The sequence below is a fragment of the Janthinobacterium agaricidamnosum NBRC 102515 = DSM 9628 genome, assembly GCF_000723165.1.
GTDB lineage: Bacteria > Pseudomonadota > Gammaproteobacteria > Burkholderiales > Burkholderiaceae_D > Janthinobacterium > Janthinobacterium agaricidamnosum.
On the sequence record NZ_HG322949.1, the window covers coordinates 2,813,354 to 2,834,418 of the forward strand.

17 protein-coding genes (1 of these 17 cut by a window edge) are annotated in these 21,065 nt (G+C 61.4%); 8 read left to right on the top strand and 9 right to left on the bottom strand.

All coding sequences use genetic code 11. The annotated features are described in order from the left end of the window. Positions 1-19 precede the first annotated feature (19 nt). The 5 genes from tssM (at position 20) to GJA_RS11920 (ending at position 7,021) form a co-directional block, all read left to right on the top strand. Positions 20-3,826 carry a type VI secretion system membrane subunit TssM gene (gene tssM, locus GJA_RS11900; protein ID WP_081905629.1) on the top strand — a complete coding sequence of 1,269 codons (3,807 nt, stop codon included), beginning with the start codon at positions 20-22 and terminating at the stop codon, positions 3,824-3,826. Beyond that, a complete protein-coding gene (gene tagF, locus GJA_RS11905) occupies positions 3,823-4,806 on the top strand; it encodes a type VI secretion system-associated protein TagF (protein ID WP_038492422.1) in 984 nt (327 codons plus the stop codon). The genes tssM and tagF overlap by 4 nt, the downstream gene beginning before the upstream one ends. A gap of 2 nt (positions 4,807-4,808) precedes the next feature. Next, positions 4,809-5,609: an OmpA family protein gene (locus GJA_RS11910; RefSeq protein ID WP_038492425.1), complete on the top strand. Its 801-nt coding sequence runs from the start codon at positions 4,809-4,811 to the stop codon at positions 5,607-5,609. Between the two features lie 29 nt (positions 5,610-5,638). Then, positions 5,639-6,691, top strand: a complete 1,053-nt coding sequence (gene tssA, locus GJA_RS11915) for a type VI secretion system protein TssA (protein ID WP_038492428.1) — start codon at positions 5,639-5,641, stop codon at positions 6,689-6,691. Between the two features lie 90 nt (positions 6,692-6,781). Further along, positions 6,782-7,021 carry a hypothetical protein gene (locus tag GJA_RS11920; RefSeq protein WP_038492433.1) on the top strand — a complete coding sequence of 80 codons (240 nt, stop codon included), beginning with the start codon at positions 6,782-6,784 and terminating at the stop codon, positions 7,019-7,021. 96 nt (positions 7,022-7,117) lie between these two features. On the opposite strand, the gene GJA_RS11925 is transcribed toward GJA_RS11920, so the two are convergent. The 9 genes from GJA_RS11925 to GJA_RS11965 all read right to left on the bottom strand — a co-directional run bounded on the left by GJA_RS11925 (position 7,118) and on the right by GJA_RS11965 (position 17,200). Further along, on the bottom strand, positions 7,118-7,570 hold the full coding sequence (locus GJA_RS11925) for a cupin domain-containing protein (protein ID WP_038492436.1): 453 nt from the start codon (positions 7,568-7,570) through the stop codon (positions 7,118-7,120). Between the two features lie 217 nt (positions 7,571-7,787). Further along, entirely contained in the window at positions 7,788-10,451 is a 2,664-nt protein-coding gene (gene tssH, locus GJA_RS11930) for a type VI secretion system ATPase TssH (RefSeq protein WP_038492439.1), read from the bottom strand. Positions 10,452-10,494: 43 nt separating this feature from the next. Next, a complete protein-coding gene (tssG, locus tag GJA_RS11935; RefSeq protein WP_038492442.1) occupies positions 10,495-11,577 on the bottom strand; it encodes a type VI secretion system baseplate subunit TssG in 1,083 nt (360 codons plus the stop codon). Beyond that, on the bottom strand, positions 11,541-13,385 hold the full coding sequence (tssF, locus tag GJA_RS11940) for a type VI secretion system baseplate subunit TssF (RefSeq protein WP_038492445.1): 1,845 nt from the start codon (positions 13,383-13,385) through the stop codon (positions 11,541-11,543). The genes tssG and tssF overlap by 37 nt, the downstream gene beginning before the upstream one ends. Positions 13,386-13,387: 2 nt before the next feature. Continuing rightward, complete coding sequence (gene tssE, locus GJA_RS11945) at positions 13,388-13,891, bottom strand: type VI secretion system baseplate subunit TssE (RefSeq protein ID WP_038492448.1); 504 nt, start codon at positions 13,889-13,891, stop codon at positions 13,388-13,390. A 119-nt stretch (positions 13,892-14,010) separates the two neighbouring features. Further along, complete coding sequence (locus GJA_RS11950; RefSeq protein ID WP_038492449.1) at positions 14,011-14,502, bottom strand: Hcp family type VI secretion system effector; 492 nt, start codon at positions 14,500-14,502, stop codon at positions 14,011-14,013. A gap of 68 nt (positions 14,503-14,570) precedes the next feature. Continuing rightward, positions 14,571-16,055, bottom strand: a complete 1,485-nt coding sequence (gene tssC, locus GJA_RS11955) for a type VI secretion system contractile sheath large subunit (protein WP_038492452.1) — start codon at positions 16,053-16,055, stop codon at positions 14,571-14,573. 1 nt (position 16,056) lies between these two features. Further along, entirely contained in the window at positions 16,057-16,569 is a 513-nt protein-coding gene (gene tssB, locus GJA_RS11960) for a type VI secretion system contractile sheath small subunit (RefSeq protein ID WP_038492455.1), read from the bottom strand. Between the two features lie 43 nt (positions 16,570-16,612). Next, complete coding sequence (locus GJA_RS11965) at positions 16,613-17,200, bottom strand: outer membrane protein assembly factor BamD (protein WP_038492458.1); 588 nt, start codon at positions 17,198-17,200, stop codon at positions 16,613-16,615. Between the two features lie 351 nt (positions 17,201-17,551). Between GJA_RS11965 and tssK the strand changes: the two genes are divergently transcribed. The 3 genes from tssK to GJA_RS28295 all read left to right on the top strand — a co-directional run. Next, positions 17,552-18,898: a type VI secretion system baseplate subunit TssK gene (tssK, locus tag GJA_RS11970; RefSeq protein ID WP_038492461.1), complete on the top strand. Its 1,347-nt coding sequence runs from the start codon at positions 17,552-17,554 to the stop codon at positions 18,896-18,898. An 8-nt stretch (positions 18,899-18,906) separates the two neighbouring features. Continuing rightward, entirely contained in the window at positions 18,907-19,680 is a 774-nt protein-coding gene (gene icmH, locus GJA_RS11975) for a type IVB secretion system protein IcmH/DotU (protein ID WP_038492464.1), read from the top strand. 271 nt (positions 19,681-19,951) lie between these two features. Then, positions 19,952-21,065, top strand: the 5' portion of a protein-coding gene (locus GJA_RS28295; RefSeq protein ID WP_051780720.1) for a type VI secretion system Vgr family protein. The gene runs 20 nt beyond the window's last position; only the first 1,114 of its 1,134 coding nucleotides appear in the window; the start codon lies at positions 19,952-19,954; its stop codon lies beyond the right edge, outside the window.

Below are 21,065 nucleotides of genomic sequence, written 5' to 3' on the forward strand. Positions count from 1 at the left end.
CATACGACCGCCCATTATGATGCAACGTTTTTGGCAACTCCTTACCAAACGCCCGATCTTGATTGCCACAGGCTGCGTGGCGCTTGCCGCATTCCTGCTGATCGGCGCCGCCATCCTTGAAATCCCTTTTACTGTCGTGTATGTCTTGCTCGCCCTCGCGCTGCTGATCGCCGCCGCGCTGTGGCTGCTGCGGCGGCGCCGCCGCGCCAAGTCCGGCGAGCAATTCGGCGACATGCTGGAACAGCAAGCCGCCCCTGCCAGCTCTGCCGCCCCAAAAGCCGATCCGGCCCAGCGCGAAGAAACCGAGGCCATCCGCAAACGCATGCTGGAAGCCATCGGCACCATCAAGACCTCCAAGCTGGGCCAGCTGTCGGGCGACGCCGCCTTGTATGAATTGCCATGGTATATGGTGATCGGCAATCCGGCGGCCGGCAAGAGCACGGCGATCGCCAGTTCCGGCCTGCAATTTCCTTTCGCCGACAGCAAGATCGTGCAAGGCGTCGGCGGCACCCGCAATTGCGACTGGTTTTTCACCACCGACGGCATCCTGCTCGATACCGCCGGACGTTATTCGGTCAACGATGAAGACCGCGCCGAATGGTTCGGCTTCCTCGGCCTGCTGAAAAAACACCGCAAGCGCGCGCCGATCAACGGCATCATCATCGCCGTCAGCATCGCCGAACTGACCGGCAGCCGTCCCGAATTCGCCATCAACCTGGCCAAGAACCTGCGCCAGCGGGTGCAGGAACTGACGGAAAAACTGGAAGTGCACGCGCCGGTCTACGTGGTGTTCACCAAGGCCGACCTGATCACCGGCTTCAGCGAGTTTTTCCAGGATGCCGAACGCAGCGAGCGCGACAAAGTGTGGGGCGCCACCCTGCCCTACAGCCAGACCAGTTCGCGCCAGGATGTGCTGGAACTGTTCGACCAGCGCTTCGACGAGCTGTATGACGGCCTGAAAGAATTGAGCCTGGCCAGCATGGCGTTGCAATCGCGCGAACGGATGCCGCCCGGCGTGTTCACCTTCCCGCTGGAATTCAGCTCGGTCAAGGGGCCGCTGCGCGCCTTCATCGCCACGCTGTTCGAAGAAAATCCGTTCCAGTTCAAGCCGGTATTCCGGGGCTTTTATTTCACCAGCGCGCTGCAGGAAGGCGAAGCCGTATCGACTTCGTCCGAGCGGGTGGCGCAGCGTTTCGACTTGAAACTGCAGCCGCAGGCGCACAGCGAAGTGCATCATCAGCACGGTTATTTCTTGCTGAACCTGTTCCGCAAGGTGATCTTCGCCGACAAGGACCTGGTCGCGCAATACGCCAGCCCGGCCAAGATGCGGCTGCGCTACGCCACCTTCTTTGCCGCCACCGCGCTGGTCGGCCTGGCGCTGGGCGGCTGGAGCTGGTCGTACATGGGCAATACGCAACTGGTGGCCAATGTGCAGGCCGACCTGGACCAGGCCGTCAAACTGCAAGAAAAACGGCTCGACTTGCAATCGCGTTTCGAAGCGCTGGAAATCATGCAGGACCGCATCGAGCAACTGGAGCAATACCGCGGCAGCCGGCCGTTGTCGCTGTCGCTGGGCTTGTACCAGGGTGAATTCCTGGAGCGTAAATTGCGCGAGGAATACTTTTCTGGCGTCAAGGCCGTGATGTTGAAGCCGGTTTCCTTATCGCTGGAAACGTTCCTGGCGGAAGTCAACGCCGGTTCCGACAAGCTGGAACCGATGTCGAAACCGCCGCAATCGGGCGCCGTCGCCAGCACCGCCGTACCGGCCGCGGCGGTCAACAGCGGCGCGCTGCAATTCAAGGATGCATCGCCGGCCAATGTCGAAGACGCCTACAACGCGCTGAAAACCTATTTGATGCTGGGCGACCGTTCGCGCGCCGAGGCAAGCCATTTGAACGACCAGCTGACCCGCTTCTGGCGCGTCTGGCTGGACGGCAATCGCGGCTCGATGCCGCGCGAACAAATGATACGCAGCGCCGAAAGGATGATTTCGTTTTACCTGAGCCAGATCAACGATCCATCCTGGCCGGTGATCGACAGCAAGCTGGCCCTGGTCGACCAGTCGCGCGACAGCCTGCGCCGCGTGGTGCGCGGCATGCCGGCCCGCGAACGGGTGTATGCCGACGTCAAGGCGCGCGCCGCGACCCGCTTCCCGTCGATGACGGTGGCGCGCATCGTCGGCGAGCAAGACAAGGAACTGGTGCTCGGCAGCTACGCGATTCCCGGCACCTTTACCCGCGATGCTTGGGAAAGATTCGTCCAGGACGCGTTCAAGGAAGCGTCCAACCGCGAATTGCAAAGCGCCGACTGGGTCTTGAAAACCGCGTCGAAGGACGATTTGACGCTGGAAGGCAGCCCGGAACAAATCCAGAAAGCGCTGGTGGAACTGTACAAGAACGACTACGCCAGGGAATGGCAAAAATTCATCCAGGGCGTCAGCATCCGCGACTTGAACGGTTTCGACAATGCCGCCGCCGCGATGAACCGGCTGGGCGATCCGCAAACCTCGCCGATCAACAAGCTGATGGCGACCGTGTACCAGGAAACCTCGTGGGATAACCCGTCGCTGGCCGACGCCGGCTTGCAGCGGGCCCAGCGCGGCGCGATGGAGTGGTTCAAGGAAACCATCCTGCGTCAAAAGCCGTCGCAGCTGAATGTGAACCTGAATACCGCGCCGGCCAATGGCGCAGCCATTCCGATGGGACCGGTGGGCCGCGAGTTTTCCGGCGTGGCGCGGCTGGTGTCCAGCAAGGACAAGGATGCGTCGCTGATGCGCGGTTACATGGACGGGCTGTCGAAATTGCGGGCCCGTTTCAACCAGATCAAGAACCAGGGCGATACCGGCCCCGGCGCCAAGCAATTCATGCAGCAAACGCTGGACGGCAGCGGTTCCGAACTGGCCGACGCGCTGAAATACGTCGACGAGCAAATGCTGGTCGGCATGAGCGACCAGCAAAAACAGGCGATCCGGCCGCTGCTGGTGCGACCGCTGATGCAAACCTTCGCCGTCATCGTCAAGCCGACCGAAGCGGAAATCAACAAGGTCTGGGTGGCGCAGGTACTGGAGCCGTTCCAGAAAACGCTGGCGCTCAAATATCCGTTCGCCACCGAATCGCGGGTCGAGGCGAGCAACGCCGAAATCGGCCAGATCTTCGGGCCGGAAGGCGCCGTCGCCAAGTTCTTCGATAACACCATCGGACCGCTGGTGGTGCGCCGCGGCGATGCGCTGAGCGCCAAGACCTGGGCCAATATGGGCATCAGCCTGGCGCCGCCGGTGGTGGCCAGCTTCCCTGGCTGGGTGGCGCCGCTGAGCGCCGGCGGCGTGGCCGCGGCCGCATCGGAAGGCGAAGCGCAGACCAGGTTCGACCTGCAGGCGCTGCCGGGCACCGGCCTGACCGAATACACCATCGAAATCGATGGCCAGGCGCTGCGTTGGCGCGGCCAGGCCCAGCCATGGGTGCATATGGCGTGGCCCAATCCGCAAGGCGTGCCGGGTTCGCGCATCACCGCCATCACGCCGGAAGGCCGCAGCGTGGTGTTGTTGAACGAACCGGGCCACTTCGGCTTGAAAAAAATGATCGATTCCGCCAAACGCAAGCGCAAGGATGGCGGCGTGTTTGAACTGAGCTGGGAAAACAGCGGCGTGAGCGTGGTGGCCAACCTGAAAATCGTCGCCACGCCGGCCCCGGCGGCCCCGGCGCAAGCACAGGGCAGCCAGGGTTTCCGGCGCATGAAACTGCCGGAAGTCGTGGTGACCGGCGCGCAGCAAGAGACCGCGCCGGTTGCGGCCGGCGGCCCTGCCGTGGCCGCGGGAGCCGCGCCATGAGCCGCAGCGTCACGCCAACCAGCGTCGGTTATTTCGGCAAGATCCCGAGCCGCGGCGATTTCGTCAAGGCCAGCGACAATCCGGCGCTGCTGAAGATCCTCGACGACTGGCTGGCCCAGGCGATGGACTTGCTGAGCGGCGACGCGCGCTGGAAACTGGCCTACGATGCGCTGGCGCCGCTGCATTTCGCCTTCATCGGCCCGCGCCGCGGCCGCGCCATCGCCGGCCATGTGATTGCCAGCAGCGACCAGTCCAAGCGCCGTTTCCCGTTCCTGATGATGAGCACCATGGAAGTGGAAGAACCGGCCCGCTTCGTGCAAAACAGCCCGCTGGTGCTGTCGCGCCTGTGGCACCGGCTGGAAGGCATGAGCGCCGCCGTGCTGGCGGCGGCCGATCCGGGCGCGCCATTGCAAGCGGCCGCCACGCCGATCGAGCTCGACTTGCGCGCCGCCGCCTACGACGCCGCATACACCGATTTTCTCGAATTGCACACCATCGGCGCGCTCGATGCGATGCTGGCGCAGACCGGCTTTGCCGGCTCGGTGCGGCAAATCCTGCTGGCGCTCGGCTTTTTGCTGCAGCCGGTGATGGCCAGCAGTTCCAGCCGGCTCGAAAAAAGCCTGGTGCTGCCGCTGCCGGCCGACCCGATGTACCGCAACCTGGTCGGCGCCTTCTGGATGCACCTGATTACGCCCTTCCTGGCGCGCGCCGACTTCGAACTGAGCCTGTTCATGACCCGCATCGACGGCCGGCCGTCGATGGTGCTCGGCTTCAGCGGCGCGTCGGCGCAAACGCTGTACGCCATCATGGATGGCCAGGCCGGGCTGGAGCACCACATCACGTTCGATGAGTTGTCGTGGGTCGAAGAACAGATCGATACCGACTACGCCGTCAAGAAAGTGTCGAGCTACCTGGCGCAATCGAACCTCTCACTCAAATCCGCGCACGACTCGCTGCGCGCCGCGTTTATCGGAACCTGACCATGCATCACCTTCGCTCCCTATTCATTATCGGCCTGGGCCTGGGCCTCGGCTTCACCGCTTGCGCCGCGCAGGCCCAGAGCTCGATCCCGCCGACCGCCACCCCGCAACCTGGCCAGGTGCTGGTCAGCGGCACCGTGCCCGACGAAGCCAGCAAGGCCAGCGTGCTGGCCAAACTGCGCGAACTGTACGGCGCCGACAAGGTCGTCGACCAGATCGCCGTCGGCCAGGTGGCCTTGCCGGCCAACTGGAACGGCTACGTGCAAAAACTGATCTCGCCTAATTTAAAGCAGATCAGCCGCGGCCAGCTGACCATCGACGGCAGCGTGGTCAGCGTGCGCGGCGAAGTGGCGAATGAAGCCCAGCGCCAGAAGATCGCCAGCGACATCGCCACCAGCCTGAACCCGACCTACACCGTCAACAACGGCTTGCGGGTATCGGCCGCCGAACAGAATATCCTCGACAGCACGCTGGCCAACCGCATCATCGAATTCGAAAGCGGCAAGGCCACGCTGACGCCGTCGGGCCGCGCCATCCTCGATGAAATGAGCGTGGCGATGCAAAAACTAAAAGACCGCAAGGTCGAAGTGATCGGCCATACCGACAACCAGGGCTTGCGCATCAGCAACCAGAACCTGAGCCAGGCGCGCGCCGAGGCGGTCAAGTTCTATCTCGGCAGCAAGGGCATCAACGGCGACTTGCTGACCGCGTCCGGCCAGGGCCCGGACCGGCCGATCGCCAGCAACGACAGCGCCGAAGGCCGCGCGCGCAACCGCCGCATCGAATTCCGCATGGCGCAATAAGCGCCGGCCATTGATATCAAGAGGAGCATATGTTTTCAGCTGAACAATTACTGAATCCGATCAGCGACACCCAGCCGGCCGGCGACGACCTGGCGTTTTCGCCGGAACTCGACGCCATCACGCTGGCGCGCAAGTTCGACGATCCATCGCTCGACCAGGGCGAATGGGTCACCGAATTGAAGGAGGCGGACTGGGGCTTTGTCGTGCAGCGCTGCGCCGCGCTGCTGGAAAAGAACAGCAAGGACTTGCGGCTGGCGGTCTGGCTGACCGAAGCCGGCGCCAAGAAACACCATCTGCGCGGCCTGGGGGAAGGCTTGCGCGTGCTGGCCGGCCTGTGCGACGATTACTGGGACCTGGGTCTGTATCCGGAAGCCGACGATGGCGACCAGGACCAGCGCATCGGCAACCTGAGCTGGATCCTGGCGCGCATCCCGGCCCTGCTGCGCGAGATTCCGCTGACCGAGAGCGGCGCCTACTCCACCATCGATTTTGAAGTGGCGCGCAAGCACGCCAGCCAGAACGAGAATGGCCGGCCGCCGGCCAACGGCGTCAAATTGTCCGATATGGACAATGCCAAGCGCAACAACTCGGTACGTTTTTGCGCCGCGTTCACGGCCGACGCTCAATACTGCATCGACGCCTTGCAGCAGCTGGAACAGGCCACCGACGCCCGCCTGGGCCAGGACAGCCCGGGGTTTTCCGCCGCGCGCGAAGCGCTGCAAGACATGCTGCGGCTGATGCCTGCCGCACCCGCCGCGACACTGGCGGCCGCGCCGGCCGCCAGTGCGCATCCTTCAGCCCCGGCCGCTACTCACGGGAGTGCAGCAGCGATGACATCCATTCCGGCCGGACCGCCCGGCGCCATCCATACCCGGGCCCAGGCGATCGACCAGTTGCGCGCGGTGGCCCGGTTCTTCCGCCAGACCGAACCGCACAGCCCGGTGTCCTACTTCGCCGACAAGGCCGCCAACGCCGCCGACCAGGACCTGCACAGCTGGCTGCGCTCGGTGGTCAAGGATCCGGGCTCGCTGGCGCATATCGAGGAATTGCTGGGGGTGCAGCCGCCGCCTGGGCAACATTAACCCTGCTGGCGTGACCGGGCCGGCCCTGCACTGGCCTGTTCCTTCACGCAAATAATGTAATGAAAAATAGCAACACTTCTTGCGGGCTCCATGCTCACGGGTCTGGCGCAAGCTGAAGCGATCAGCGAGGATAAGCGCGGCGGCCATGCCACCGGCCAGGTGGCGCTGGATTTTACCTTCGTGTCCCGGCGTAGCGAGGGCGGCTTGCGGAAAATCACGTTCGCGCTGAACCAGGCGCCGGGAAGCGTGCCTAAAAAGCACATCGGTCATTCACTGCTGGCCGTTGGTCCCGACGCAAAAGCGGTGTCGACATTTTCCCGGCCGCGCTGATCTTGCGCAGGCGCCGCCCCGCGTGCCGCCGGCCCCCTAGCCGGATTCCTGATAGCAAGCCGCCGCTAGCGCGATGGCTTGCTCATCACACACTGATTACAGGCCTTGCTTTTTAGCGGCGTCAGCGTCATAGATGACGTAGATTTTGGAATATCCCGCCGTTTCGAATATACCGACCCAACCTTTGGGAATGGTTACCGACTCTCCGGCATTCACGGTCAGGACCGAGCCATCGGGCGATGTCAGCTTGACGCCGCCCGATATAAAGTAGAGAAACTCATCGTGATCGAGTCCGGGGGCCTTGTTTTCTTCGCGCATCGGGCCGGATTTGTACATCCCGGTCTGGAACGCCTTATCCTGCGAGTCGTAGGTCACGACATCGGTGGACGCCACGCCGTTCGCATTGTCCTTGACGGCAGTCGGACGCGCATAAATGGCGCCGCCGATGTCAGCTTTCGACGACTTTACCGGCTTGATCACCTCGGCATTCGCAGCGCCGCCACAGAGGATGGACATCATTAAAAGGGCTGAAATAGTTATTTGTTTCATTTTTTATTTGTTCGTTTGTGTCATTGTTTAGCGGGTAGATGTGTCAACGAGGGCATCAGTTCTCGCCCCCGGCAAAACACAGACCCATACTTTGGTCGGCAGGGGGTGAACCGCCAAGTGCGGCGCCACTGGTTCGAGCCAGGTCGCCCAATGCCGCGCAACAGTATAGTAGATTATGCGCCAAAGCGGCGCGCCGCAAGACAGGGCCGTACCCGGCTTACCTGATCGTATACTTGAACTGCCCCTGCTTGCTGGCGCTGACCTTGATCTTGCCGATCGCCGCGCCTTCGGCCATCCTGGCCAGCACCGATTCGGCGATTTCGGGCAGCAAGGTGCCGTTCAGGATATTGTCGACGTTGCGCGCGCCGGAATCGACTTCGGTGCAGCGCGCCAGTACCGCCTCCACCAGCGCGTCATCGTGGCTGAACTCGGCCTTGTGGTTGAGCGCGATGCGCTGCGCGATCTTGCGCAGTTTCAAGCCGATGATCCTGACCAGCACGTCGTCCGAAATCGGGTAGAACGGGATCACTTTCAAGCGTCCCAGGAAGGCCGGCTTGAATGCCTTGACCAGTTGCGGACGGATTTTTTCTTCCAGTTGCTCCACCGTCGGCAAGTCGGCCGGCGCCACGTTCAGGCACGCTTGCATCAGCGTGCCCGATCCGACGTTCGAGGTCAGGATGATAATCGTGTTCTTGAAGTCGATCTCGCGCCCTTCCGCGTCGTCCAGCACGCCCTTGTCGAATACCTGGAAGAACAGTTCGAGCACGTCCGGATGGGCTTTTTCGACTTCATCGAGCAGCACCACGCTGTACGGGTTGCGCCGCACCGCCTCGGTCAGCACGCCGCCTTCGCCGTAACCGACGTAGCCCGGCGGCGAACCCTTCAGGCCGGACACGCTGTGCGCTTCCTGATATTCGCTCATATTAATCGTGATCAGCTTGCGTTCGCCGCCGTACAGCACGTCGGCCAGCGCCAGTGCGGTTTCGGTCTTGCCGACGCCGGACGGGCCGACGAACAGGAACACGCCTTTCGGTTTGTTCGGGTCGTCCAGGTTGGCGCGCGCGGTGCGCACCCGCTGCGCCACCGCGTCGATCGCATGCGACTGGCCCAGCACGCGCTCTTCCAGCATGTCCTTCAGCTTCAGCACGGTGCGGATTTCATCCTTGACCATTTTGCCGAGCGGGATGCCGGTCCAGCCGGCGACGATTTCCGCCACCACGTGGCCGTCGACCTGCACCGGCACCATCGGCGTTTCGCCTTGCAATTCGCGCAAGTCGGACAGCAGCGCCTGCAAGTCCTTGCCCTGGCTGGCGTCCGGTTTAGCGCCCTCGCCGCTTTCGAGCGCCAGCCGGGCCGCCTTGATGTGTTCGGTCAGCGCTTTTTCGGTTTCCCAGCGCGCCGCCAGCGCCGTGTGTTCGGCCGCGGCCGCGCTGCGCGCCGCGCGCAAGTCCTTCAGGCGGGCCGGGTGGCTGGCGCCGCTACTTTCTTCGCGTTCCAGCGCGGCCGCCTCGGCGTCGATGCGCTCCAGTTTCTTGGCCAGGTTTTCAATCAGCGCCGGGGTCGCGCTTTGTCCCAGCGCGACTTTCGCGCAGGCGGTGTCGAGCACGCTGATGGCCTTGTCCGGTAGCTGGCGGCCCATGATGTAGCGGTGCGACAGCCGCACCGCCTCGGTGATGGCTTCGTCGTAGACCCGCACATTGAAGTGTTTTTCCATCAGCGGCGCCATGCCGCGCAACATGGCGCAAGCCAGTTCTTCGCTCGGCTCTTCAATCTTGACGACCTGGAAGCGGCGCGCCAGTGCCGCGTCTTTTTCAAAGTATTTCTTGTATTCGCCCCAGGTGGTGGCGGCGATGGTGCGCAATTCGCCGCGCGCCAGCGCCGGTTTCAGCAGGTTGGCGGCATCGTTCTGGCCGGCCGTGCCGCCGGCGCCTATCATGGTGTGGGCTTCGTCGATGAACAGGATGATCGCGTGCGGGCTTTTCTTGACTTCGTCGATGACGTTTTTAAGGCGGTTTTCAAACTCGCCCTTGACGCTGGCGCCCGCTTGCAGCAAGCCCATGTCGAGCGTATGGATTTCGACGCCCTTCAAGACGTCCGGCACGTCGTCCAGCGCGATGCGCAGCGCCAGGCCCTCGACCACCGCGGTCTTGCCGACGCCGGCCTCGCCGGTCAGGATCGGATTATTCTGGCGCCGGCGCATCAGGATATCGATGGCCTGGCGGATTTCCATGTCGCGCCCGATCACCGGGTCGACCTTGCCGTCGCGCGCGCGCTGCGTCAGATTGGTGGTGAACTGGTCCAGCGCCGGGGTTTTCGACGCGGCCGCCTTGCCAGCCAGTTCGCCGACCGGGTCGCTGCCCTGCTCCAGTTCGGCAGCGCCATCGGCCAGCGCCACCGCTTCCTGCGACCCGTCGCTGATCTTGTCCAGCTTATGTTTTAAATCGTCGAGGTTGAACTTGTTGAACAGTTTCGAACCGCGGTAGGCCAGTTGCGCCAGTTCCGGCTCGGTCAGCAGCGCTTGCAGCAAGTGCGCGCTGCGAATGCTGGCCTGGCGTCCGGCCTGCAAGTCGAGCGAGGCGATCAGCCAGGCGTGCTCGAACAGCTTCGGCAGGCGGGCCGAAAATACCGGCGTGCGCGCATTGCCGGTTTGCAGCCGCGCCACTTCGGCCTGCAAGTCGGCTTCCAGCATGCTGACGCTGATGCCGCTCTTACGGGCGATCACGACAAAATCGCTGTTCGGCTGTTCCAGCAAGGCCAGGAACAAGTGCTCCAGGTCGACTTCATATTGGCCGAGACCGACGCAGATGCTGGCCGCGCGGGTCGCGGCGATGCGGCTGGTATCGTTCAGCTTGCTGATCAGTGTCTTCAGATTGATGCTCATTGGCGGTATCCCCGTGATTAGATAAATTCAGTAGATGGATGTTTTATAGCGCATGGATCTCGTAACGCACGTCGGCCCGGTCTTGCGGATGACCGCCGGTGATCAGGAAACTGTCCCAGCCCAGCCGCCCGCCGGCGCGTTGGCTGTCCAAGCTGGTACCTTGCACGTCGGCGGCGCGCAACACCAGCTGCACTTCGTATTCGAGGCACAGGCCGGTAAACATGGTCAGCATCTTTTCCAGCGCGCGCGCCGCCTTGCCGCCCGGCAGGAAGGATTCAAAATGCTGGCGCGCCAGCGGGCCGACCGTCAGGCGCATCCGCAAATCGCGCTGCCAGACCCGCGCGCCAACCATCGCGGTGGCGCCGAGCACGGCATTGTTGCCGCCCAAGGTGCTTTGCTGGCTGGCCGGCACGTCGTACCAGCAGCCGACGAACTGGGTCACCTTGACGGCCTGGCCGAAATATTCGCTGAGCACCTGGGCCATCGATACGGCCGAGACCGGCCGGTGCGACATGGCGGTGGCGAAATAGCCGACCGACTCATCGAGCACGCCGTCGCCGCCGTCGGACAGCCGGTGTTTCAGCGATTCATGGCCGAGGCCGGCCAGCGACAGCAGCAGCGGCAGGAATTTGTCCTTGCCTTCGATCTGGTATTTCAGCTCCAGCCGGTATTTGCGCCACGCCTCATAAAACAGGGCCAGCGCCCGATTCGAAAACGTATCGAGGAAGGCGCGCGGGCCGTCGTCTTTTTCATACAGCTGATGGGTGGCGATGCGTTCGGTGTAATGCGCCGGCAAGCTGCCGGCCGTGCCGAGAAACCCCATGAAGGCCGGCGTCATGCGCACGTATTTCAAGGCGCCGCGCTGCAAGGCGTCGGACAAGGCGCGCGCGTCGCGCGGCAAGTCCTGCGGTTCCGGCTGCAGGCTTTCCAGCTGGCTGGCCGGAAAATTGAGCGACACCGAATTCTGGAAGCGCAGATAATTGGCGACCGCGCCGTCATGCGCGACGCCATGGCGCTTGAGCCACAGTTCGAGCATGCGCACCGCCTGGAAATACTGGAAGCGGTACGGCTGCTCGAACAGGCGCTCGATTACACTAGGTTCAAATCGCCGCTTCGTGGTGAACATCGCAACAGCTCCTCTCCGGTTTTTTTAGATACGATGACCAGTTGCGTAAAGCTGTTGGCGTGAACGTACAGGCCGAGAAAACGTTCGACGATATGGGCGAAGGCGTGGATGCCGCTGCCGACAAACGCTTCTTCATCGATGGTCAGGCGCACTTCGACGCCGCGCACCAGGCAGGCGAACGGGTTGCCCGGCAGCCAGGCGTTGGCCGCCTTGTGGCTGATCGCGCTGATGCCGCCGATTTGCCGCTGCGACGTGGCCGAACGGGGCAAGTCGTACAGGGCCAGCATTTCCTGGAACGCTACCAGGCCGCCGCCGGCCAGCGACAGATGGTTCAGCGACAGGTGCGAAATCAGCCGCCAGTGCGCGCCGCGGCCCCGTTCGAAGCGGTGCGAGGCGGTCGGCTTGCGCAAGAAACTGATGGCGCGCACGCTGGAACCGCCTTCCAGGAACAGGTCGCCGCCGCGCAAGCCGTACGTCAGCGAGACCGGCAAATCGCGGTTGGTGCACGTCAGTTCCAGGCTCAGCGTATCGGTTTCAATCGCCGCCGGGTCGAAATCGATATCGACGATGGAAATCTCGGTTTCGTAACCGGGACTTTTCCGGGCCATCACTTCATCGCGCCGCATGACCCAGTAATGGCCATGCTTTTCCGGCGTTTCGCCGTGGCGCAGCGAATAAAACGGCCGGAATTCGACCACCGATTCGCCCTGCGGCGTCTGGCGCACCAGTTTTACCGAGTCGATCGCCTGCACTTCAAAGGCGAAAGCGCGCCGCGCATCGGCCAGTACCGGGTAGCTGGCCGAGGTATGGGTCAGGCGGATCGGGTCGCCGCGCTGCTGGAACAGGTTGACCACCGGCGTGCAGCCGAGCAGCACATTATTGGTCGACAAGGTACCCAGCATGCGCGCCGCATTCGAATCGGTGCGCATGCCGCTCAGCGCCAGGTGCAAGGTAAAGCTCTGGCAATCGTCCGGCAGCACGGCCAGCACGGCGCTCAGGTCGATATCGAAGAAATTGAATTTTTCAGGAAAGCAGAAATATTCGGTCAGCAGCCGGTACGCCGGATGCGAACGGGCCGAAAACGGGATCAGCGCTTCGTCTTCGCCAAAACCGGCGGCGCCGACCGGGCTTTTTTGCAGCGGCAGCCAGCGGCCATTGTGCTCCGGTTCGACATAAGCCTTGACGGTGCGCATGAACAGCGCATCGCGCAGCGCCGCGCAAAACGACGGCTCGCCGTCGATGAATACCCGCAGCGAGGCCAGGCCCAGCTGGCCGAGTCCTATCTGTTCGGCGCAGCTGTTGATCGTGATCGACAGGCTGGACGTGACGTTCGGCGGCAGCAGCACCGCTTCCGGCGCCTCCATGATCGCGGCGAACCAGGCCGCGCTGAGCTCGACCGGCGCCACCGTCACCGGATAGGCGGTGCGGAAGGTGCAGGCCACGCCCTTGACCGGACGGGTGGTCAGTTCGGTACCGCGCGGCACTTCGGTGGCCGCCGTCAATTGGGCGGCGGCGGTGCTGTAATCCATGCGCGCGATCGAGCACGATGGAAACGGCCGCAAATAATGCGGATACAGCACGTCGAACAGCGCCTCGGTGAATTCGGGATAATCGTCGTCGAGGCGCTTCGAAATGCGCGAATTGAGCAGCGCGAACGACTGTATCATGCGTTCGATATGCGGATCTTCGCACACTTCGCCGCCGATCAGCAGCCGCCCGGCGATTTTTGGATAGCGTTCCGAGAATTCGCGCGAATAGCGGCGCAAGAATCCCAGCTCGCGTTCGTAATACGGTAACAATTCTTCCAAGGTCAGGCTCCCGACGACGCGGTACGGCGCGCCTTGCTGATGGTGTAATGCAAGCTCGATGGCTGCAAGATGGCGTCGAAATTGACGGGTTCCTGTGCTGAGTTCAACACCAGCAAGGCGGTAATGGCAAAATTGAGGCGGTTGATCGACCCTTCCTGCACTTCCAGCGACGCTTGCACATTGCGCAGCCGCGGTTCATGGCGGGCGATGGCTTTTTCCAGGCACTGGCAAATGTAGGCGCGGTCATCCGAGCTCGACAGGCTCAGGCCGGCAAAGTCGTTCAAGCCGTAGGTGATGATCGACTTGCCGCATTCGGGGTATTTCTTGAGTATTTCTTCGGGGATCACGGTGCGCGTATTGAGCAGCGCTTCCAGGTCGCGCGCCACGGTGTCCTTCATGTCTTCGATCGACATGCGCGTGACGATGCCGCTGCTGGTCACGGTGGACGAACCCTGGATGTGGGTATCCATCAGTCGATCGAACAGTCCCGGCGTAAAGCCTTTCATGGTGTACCTTATTTACTTAACTACCGGCTTTTGCCGGTTTCAGCCCGAAAGTCGGATGGAACCGGCAAAAAAATTCCGCAACGCAAACACGCCGCGGATTAGCTCAGCAGGTCAAACTATTACGCTGTTTTGTTCGCCGACAGATCCCAGCCGCCGGAAGTATTGCCGCCCGAACCGCCGCCCACTTTTTGCTGGGTATATTTCCATTTCACTTTGGAATATTTCAGCGCCAGGTCTTCGGTCAGGATGTCGCCGGCGACGACCCTGGGCGATACGCTGCTGATCAGGACGTTTTCGATTTCGATTTCGAAATACTTGATGCGCTCGCCCTGGCCATCCGCGCGCAAGAATTCGATCTTGGCTTTAGGAATGGTTTTGCCCGAGGAGCAGTTTTGCAACAGCAAAGGCGTGGCCAGGTCGGCCAGCTTGGCGATCACAATATCCTTGTGCTCGGTGCGCTCGGCGGTATGACCGCCGCCGGTCGACGCGGTGGCCGATTTGGGTTGCAACACTTCCCACTGGACCGACTTGCATTCGATCCAATCTTTGTGGCCGGTGTCGGTGGATTCACCTTTGATGCCATCAATTTGCAAGTAGACGTCGATTGCCATTATATTCCTCTCAAGTAAAATAAAAACCAAAAAATCAACAAGTTACAGCGGGTAATGCAGGTAAAAACTTAGGATTTGGTCGACTGCGGCAATTCCGCGACCAGGCGCAGCGACACGGACAGTTCATCCAGCTGGAAGTGCGGACGCAAGAACGACACGGCGCGATAAACGCCTGGGCGGCCCGGCACTTCCGATACCTGCACCGACGCTTCGCGCAACGGGAATTGGGCTTTCTGCTCCTGGCTGGCGTTATCGTCCAGCAAGACATACTGGGTCAGCCAACGGTTCAGGAAGTCTTCCACGTTCGATGCGGCGGCAAAGCTGCCGATCTTGTCGCGCATCATCGCTTTCATGTAGTGGGCGATGCGCGACACGGCGAAGATGTATTGCAACTGGGCCGACAAGACCGCGTTGGCGTTGGCCGAATCGGTATTGTATTTTTTGGCTTTCTGGGTCGACTGGGCGCCGAAAAACGCCGCGTAATCGGTGTTTTTGCAATGCACCAGCGAAATGAAGCCCAGGTCGCTAAGTTCTTTTTCGCGCCGGTCGGTGATCGCGATCTCGGTCGGGCATTTCAGCGCGACTTCGCCTTCATCGGTCTTGAAGGTGTGGGTCGGCAAGCCTTCGACCAGACCGCCGCCTTCGACGCCGCGGATCGCCGCGCACCAGCCGAAATCCTCGAACGCGCTGGTCAGCTTGGTGCCGAACGCGTACGCCGCGTTGCACCACAGGTATTTGTGGTGATCGGTGCCATCGACGTCTTCGACGAAATTAAAGCCTTCGGTGGTCGCGCCATCGGCCGGGTTGAATGGCAAGCGGCCCAGGAAACGCGGCAAGGTCAGGCCGACATAACGCGAATCTTCCGATTCGCGGAACGATTTCCACTTGATGTACTCGACGGTATCGAAGATCTTGGTCAAGTCGCGCGGCTTGCCGAGGTCGCTATACGTTTCCAGGCCAAACAGTTCCGGCGCCGCCGACGAAATGAATGGCGCGTGCGAGGCGGCCGCGATATGCGACATTTGCTCGATGAAATACATGTCTTCCGGCTGGCGCGAAATTTCGAAATCGCCCAGCAAGGCGCCGAACGGGGCGCCGCCGAAGGTGCCGAACTCTTCTTCGTAGACCTTCTTGAACATGGTCGACTGGTCGAATTCCAGCGCGCTCTGGAAATCCTTGACCAGTTCGCGCTTGGTGGCGTTCATCATCTTGATTTTCAGGTTTTGGCCGGTCGAGGTGTTTTTGACCAGGTAATGCAAGCCGGTCCAGCTGCTTTCGAGCTTCTGGAATTCAGGCGCATGCATGATGGCGCTCAATTGCGCGGAAATCAGGCGGTCCAGCTCGGCGACCCGGGCGTCGATGGTGGCGCCCAGGTTGTTGGACACGACTACCGTGCCCTCCATCACCTGGCTGACCAGCTCGCTGATGATGTCTTTGGCGCGCGCGTGTTCGGTGCTCGACTTGGCGACCTTGCTTTGTTCGACGATCTGGTCCAGCAACGCCATTTCGGTGGTCGCGCCGCCGGCTGCGGTGGGGGTCATTTGGACGGACATATCAGTCTTCTTTCTTGGCGGCGGATTGTTGGCCCAACTGCGCCAGTTTTTCGGTGCTGTTCAAGACATCGTTCAAGATGTCTTCCAGTTTGTCGTTGCCGGCCAGCTTGTTGCGCAAGTCGGCCAGCTTGGTGCGCGCTTCCAGCAATTTGCGCAGCGGTTCGACCTGGCTGACCACGGCTTCCGGCCGGAAATCGTCGATCGAGCGGAATTTCAAGTCGACCCCGAACTTGCCGCCCTCGCCGTCGAGCTCGTTGGACACGCTGAAATTGGCGCGCGGCTCCAGGCCTTTCATGACTTCATCGAAATTGTCGCGGTCGATGCCGACGAAGCTGCGCTCCTTCAAGCGCTTTTGTTCGATTTCCGAATTGCCGCTGAAATCGCCGACCACGCCCATCACGAACGGCAATTCCTTGTTTTCGATGGCATCGCCGATTTCAACGTCATAGGTCATCTGGACCCGTGGCGGCCGGACCTTTTGCAGGCGTTTCTGGACACTTTCTTTTTTTGACATGACATCCCCAATGTAAAAATAATCAGACGTTGCTACTTGCGGTTTACTTCAGGCCGTCGAATGGATTGGCGCTGGAATCGTCGTTGCTGGCCGCCGGTTTCGGCGCTGCGCGGCCGCGGTTGCGGGCTGCCGGCGCCGGCGCGGCCTTCGGCGGCACCAGCACGGTTTCGCCCAGGCTTTCGCGCAGCAGCTTGGCCAGGTCTTGCGATTCGGTGCGTAGCGAGCCGGACAGGTTGTTTTGGCGGCTCAGGTCGGACAGCGCGCGGGTCGACAGGCGCAAGCCGCTGATCGCCACGATGCTGTTGGCGACGCGGTCGGCCGGATCGCGCAGCAGTACTTCCTGGGCGTTGATGATGGCGTCGCCATATTGACCTGCGTCATAACGGGTTTGCGCGATACGCAGCCATGGCTCCTTGTCCGCCGGGAAAGCGGTGGCGGTCTGCTTCCACAATTCGATCGCCGCTTCCTTTTGGCCGGCGTTCGACGCGGCGCCGGCCTTGGCCATCATCTCGGCAACTGTCGGCGGCGCGACCACCTTGACCGGCTCGGTGGTGGCGCAGGCGCTGAGTAGCAGGACGCAGGCGGCGACGCACAGCGACTGCCGGAATTTGATGCTGGAGCTTGGGTTCATGAGTTCCTCAACGATGTCGAATAGTTAGTAAATCAACCAAATTATCTGCCTAATTTAGTTGCAAAATAGTGTTGCCAAATTCGTATGCTGCGCAGATTAGCATAGATTTAATATTGACTGCGTTCAATAGAACGCTATCGAATCGGGGGCGCAAAAATTCCTATAAGGCAATACTTTTCAGGACAACAATGATATTTTTGAGACGTACGCCCTGATGTTCCAGAAAATGTTATTGTTCTTGCAGTTGCAAGGAAGAATTCTTATTTTGAAAATCCGCAGCCGTGGTTTGCGGTCCATTCTTTGCTATCCCACTATCGAGTACGCGCACATTAATCGGACAAAAGGTCATCGATGAGCATTTCAAGCAAAGTCTTATGGGGTGAAGGGTTGTTCTTGCGCCCCCAGCATTTCCAGCAGCAGGACCAGTACCACGAGCATCGCCTGCATGAAAGCGTCAAGGCGCTGCATCCTTATTCATGGGGCGTGAGCCACGTGCAGATCGACCGCGACGCCCTGGCCAACAATACTTTGCGGGTACAGGAACTGGCGCTGATCTTCCAGGACGGCGAAATCTACAATGCGCCCGGCAACGATGACTTGCCGGAAGCCGTGGATTTGAGCAACCTGCTGCAATCCCAGCAAAGCGTGACGTTCTACGCTGCCCTGCCCTCGTTCAAACACTTCGGCGGCAACTTCGCGCCGGCCGGCCAGCCCAGCAACGCCGCGCGTTTCGCGCCGGCCAACCTGGAAACGCCGGACCTGTACACCCAGGCCGCGCTGGCCGAACTGACTTACCTGAAAAAGTCGCTGCGCCTGGTGGCGGAAGCGGAGCCGCGTGATTCCTATGTGAACTTTCCGTTGCTGCGCCTGCGCCGTTTGTCGACCGGCGGCTTTGAAGCGGACCCGGCGTTCGTACCGCCCAGCCTGTCGATCCGCAGCGCCCCGCTGCTGTTCTTGCAATTACGGCGCCTGATCGATGCGCTGCAAGCCAAGGTCAATGCGCTGTATGGCCACCATCGCGAACCGAGCAAGAATGTGATCGAATTCCGTTCCGGCGACATGTCGTCGTTCTGGCTGCTGCACACGGCAAGCTCGGCATTTGCATCGCTGAGCCACTATTTCCATCATCCGGCGCTGCACCCGGAACGCTTGTACGAGCAGTTGCTGGGCCTGGCCGGCGCCTTGATGACGTTCTCGAAAACCCACTCGCTGACCGACTTGCCGCCTTACCAGCACGCCGATCCGGGACCGTCGTTCGCCAAAGTGCACGGCATCATCCGGGAACTGCTCGATACCGTAATTTCGTCTAAATATTTCTCCATCGCATTGACAGAGGTTAAACCTTCCTACCATCACGGCATGCTCGATTCCGGCAAGATCGACGACAAGACCAGTTTTTACCTGGCCGTGTCGGCCGATTTGCCGGCACTGGAACTGGTCGAGGTGGTGCCGCTGCGCTTCAAGGTCGGCGCGCCGGACGATGTCGAAAAATTCGTGCTGTCGGCGATGCCCGGCGTGCGCCTGCAACATTCGCCGCAAGTGCCGGCGGCGGTGCCGGTGCGGCCCGATACCTATTACTTCACCATCGAAGCGAAGGGCCAGATGTATGAACGCATGTTGCAAGCCCAGTCGATCTCGATCTACGTGCCCTCGGGCATGCGTGATTTAAAACTTGAACTTGTTGCCGTAACCTCTTGAAAAACCTCATGAATACCAATGCTCCTTCCCTCATCTCCGGCGGCAATGCCGCCTATGCGGCCAACTTGACGGCCAGCACCGCGCACAGCTTGATGGACTTGATGTACGACGGTTTTTACGCCCTCTTCATGCTGAAGAATGGCAACGGACCGCTGGACAACAACGATTTCATCAGCAAGATGACGCAATTTCTCGACGACTTCGGCCGTGGCGCGAAGAAACAAGGCGCCTCGGCCGACGACATCGACGCCGCCAAATATGCATTTTGCGCGGCGGTCGATGAAATCATCCTGCGCTCGCCGTTCAGCATCCGCGAAGCGTGGGAACGCCGGCCGCTGCAACTGGTGCTGTTCGGCGACCAATTGGCTGGCGAGAATTTTTTTATCCGCCTGGAAAGCTTGCGCGCGCGCGGCAGCGTCCACCTGCAAGCGCTGGAAGTGTTCCACATGTGTTTGCTGCTGGGTTTCCAGGGCCGCTACATCCTGGAAGGCCAGGAAAAATTGAATTACCTGACCGCCCGCCTCGGTGATGAAATTGCGCACATGAAAGGTAAAAGCGCCGGCTTCGCGCCACACGCCGAACGCCCGGACCAGATCATCAACAAATTGCGCAATGACGTGCCGCTGTGGGTGCTGTGCTCGGTATTCGCGCTGATCACCGCGCTCGGTTACATCGGCTTGCGCGGCATGCTGGTGAAAAACACCGAGGCCAGGATGCACGCCTACAACGACGTGGTCAAACTGGCGCCGCGCGCGGCCAACTTGACGATTACGCTGCCCTAAGTTCCCAGCATAAAGCGCGCTCGATCTGTCACGGCCTGTGGTCAATGGCCGGACGATCAACGCATGCTGGACATCCCTGTTTGCCTTTCCTCAAGACTAGCGGCAATAGTTTTGCAGTCTTGCCATAAAAAATCCAGAATCGCTTCCTGAAAACAGCGCCATAACGCATGCCGACAGCGGATGCGGCGCTGCTTGCTGACGCCCTTGTCCAACAACAAGCCCCTGGCGTCGCCGACCATGCAAACCTGCCAGCGCAGGTGGGAAATCCGATATGACGATAGCCGCCAGCCTTGACGCCCTGTTTGGCACCGGCCTGAGCCAGCACGCGCGCCTGATCACGCTGGCGTCCGCCCAGGACCCGGACTTGCCGCAATCGCTGGCCGCCGAATGGTTCAGCGGCCGCGAAGCGGTAAACCAGTTATTCCATTTCGACATCGATGCGCTGAGTACCTCGACCAATTTGCAATTGGGTAAGTTCATCGGCGAGGAAATCACTGTCAAATTATTGCAAGCGGACGGCAGCTATCGCTCGTGGCACGGCTTGTGCACCGCTGCCGCCTGGAGCGGCGCCGACGGCGGTCTGGCGCGTTACCGCTTGCGGCTGGAACCGGCGCTATCGCTGCTGGGCTTGCGGCGCGACAACTATATTTTCCAGGACAAGACCGCGCGCGATATCCTCACTGAATTACTGGCCGATTACCCGCAGGTACGCTTCGATTTTGATATCAGCCAGGAATTGACGGCGCGTCCGGTCTGGGCCCAGTACCGCGAAAGCGACCTGGAATTTCTGATGCGGGTGCTGGCCGCCGAAGGCTTGAGCTGGCGTTTCGAGCATGAACAGGATGGCCAGGCATCCGCGCTCGGCCATGCCAGACATCGCATCATCTTCTTCGACAGCAAGGCCGTGGCGCCAGAAACGCCGGGCGGCGCCACGCTGCGTTTTCATGGCGTGCGCGCCACCGACAGCGACGACGCCATCGACCAGTTCGCGGCGCGCCGACAACTGCAGCCGAACGCGGTCAGCATCAGCAGTTGGGATCCGCAAGAATTGTTCGCACCCGGCGCCGGGCATGCGACCAGCCTGGACGCCGGCGAATTGCCGGCGCTGGAGCTGTATGACGGCAGCGGCGAGCGCCACCATGCCGATTACGGCGCGGCGGATCCGCACTGCGAGCTGATGCTGCAAGCGTTGGAGCTGAACAATAAAACCTTCGACGGCGCCGGTTCGGTGCGCCGCCTGGCGGCCGGCCACGCCTTCCGACTTGGCCAGCACGCGTCGCATGCCGACGGTGCCGACAGTTTTACGGTGTTATGGGTACGACACGAAGCGCATAATAACTTGCCGCAAACGATGCTCAAAACGCCCGCCCGGATCGCAACAGGAA

Excerpts from the sequence above, each read along its gene's own strand:
- GJA_RS11920 (WP_038492433.1), top strand. The coding sequence starts at position 6,782 with ATGCTCACGGGTCTGGCGCAAGCTGAAGCGATCAGCGAGGATAAGCGC.
- tssH (WP_038492439.1), bottom strand. The coding sequence starts at position 10,451 with ATGAGCATCAATCTGAAGACACTGATCAGCAAGCTGAACGATACCAGC.
- tssG (WP_038492442.1), bottom strand. The coding sequence starts at position 11,577 with ATGTTCACCACGAAGCGGCGATTTGAACCTAGTGTAATCGAGCGCCTG.
- tssB (WP_038492455.1), bottom strand. The coding sequence starts at position 16,569 with ATGTCAAAAAAAGAAAGTGTCCAGAAACGCCTGCAAAAGGTCCGGCCG.
- tssA (WP_038492428.1), top strand. The coding sequence starts at position 5,639 with ATGTTTTCAGCTGAACAATTACTGAATCCGATCAGCGACACCCAGCCG.
- GJA_RS11965 (WP_038492458.1), bottom strand. The coding sequence starts at position 17,200 with ATGAACCCAAGCTCCAGCATCAAATTCCGGCAGTCGCTGTGCGTCGCC.
- tssC (WP_038492452.1), bottom strand. The coding sequence starts at position 16,055 with ATGTCCGTCCAAATGACCCCCACCGCAGCCGGCGGCGCGACCACCGAA.
- GJA_RS11910 (WP_038492425.1), top strand. The coding sequence starts at position 4,809 with ATGCATCACCTTCGCTCCCTATTCATTATCGGCCTGGGCCTGGGCCTC.
- tssK (WP_038492461.1), top strand. The coding sequence starts at position 17,552 with ATGAGCATTTCAAGCAAAGTCTTATGGGGTGAAGGGTTGTTCTTGCGC.
- tagF (WP_038492422.1), top strand. The coding sequence starts at position 3,823 with ATGAGCCGCAGCGTCACGCCAACCAGCGTCGGTTATTTCGGCAAGATC.
- GJA_RS11950 (WP_038492449.1), bottom strand. The coding sequence starts at position 14,502 with ATGGCAATCGACGTCTACTTGCAAATTGATGGCATCAAAGGTGAATCC.
- GJA_RS11925 (WP_038492436.1), bottom strand. The coding sequence starts at position 7,570 with ATGAAACAAATAACTATTTCAGCCCTTTTAATGATGTCCATCCTCTGT.
- tssE (WP_038492448.1), bottom strand. The coding sequence starts at position 13,891 with ATGAAAGGCTTTACGCCGGGACTGTTCGATCGACTGATGGATACCCAC.
- icmH (WP_038492464.1), top strand. The coding sequence starts at position 18,907 with ATGAATACCAATGCTCCTTCCCTCATCTCCGGCGGCAATGCCGCCTAT.
- tssM (WP_081905629.1), top strand. The coding sequence starts at position 20 with ATGCAACGTTTTTGGCAACTCCTTACCAAACGCCCGATCTTGATTGCC.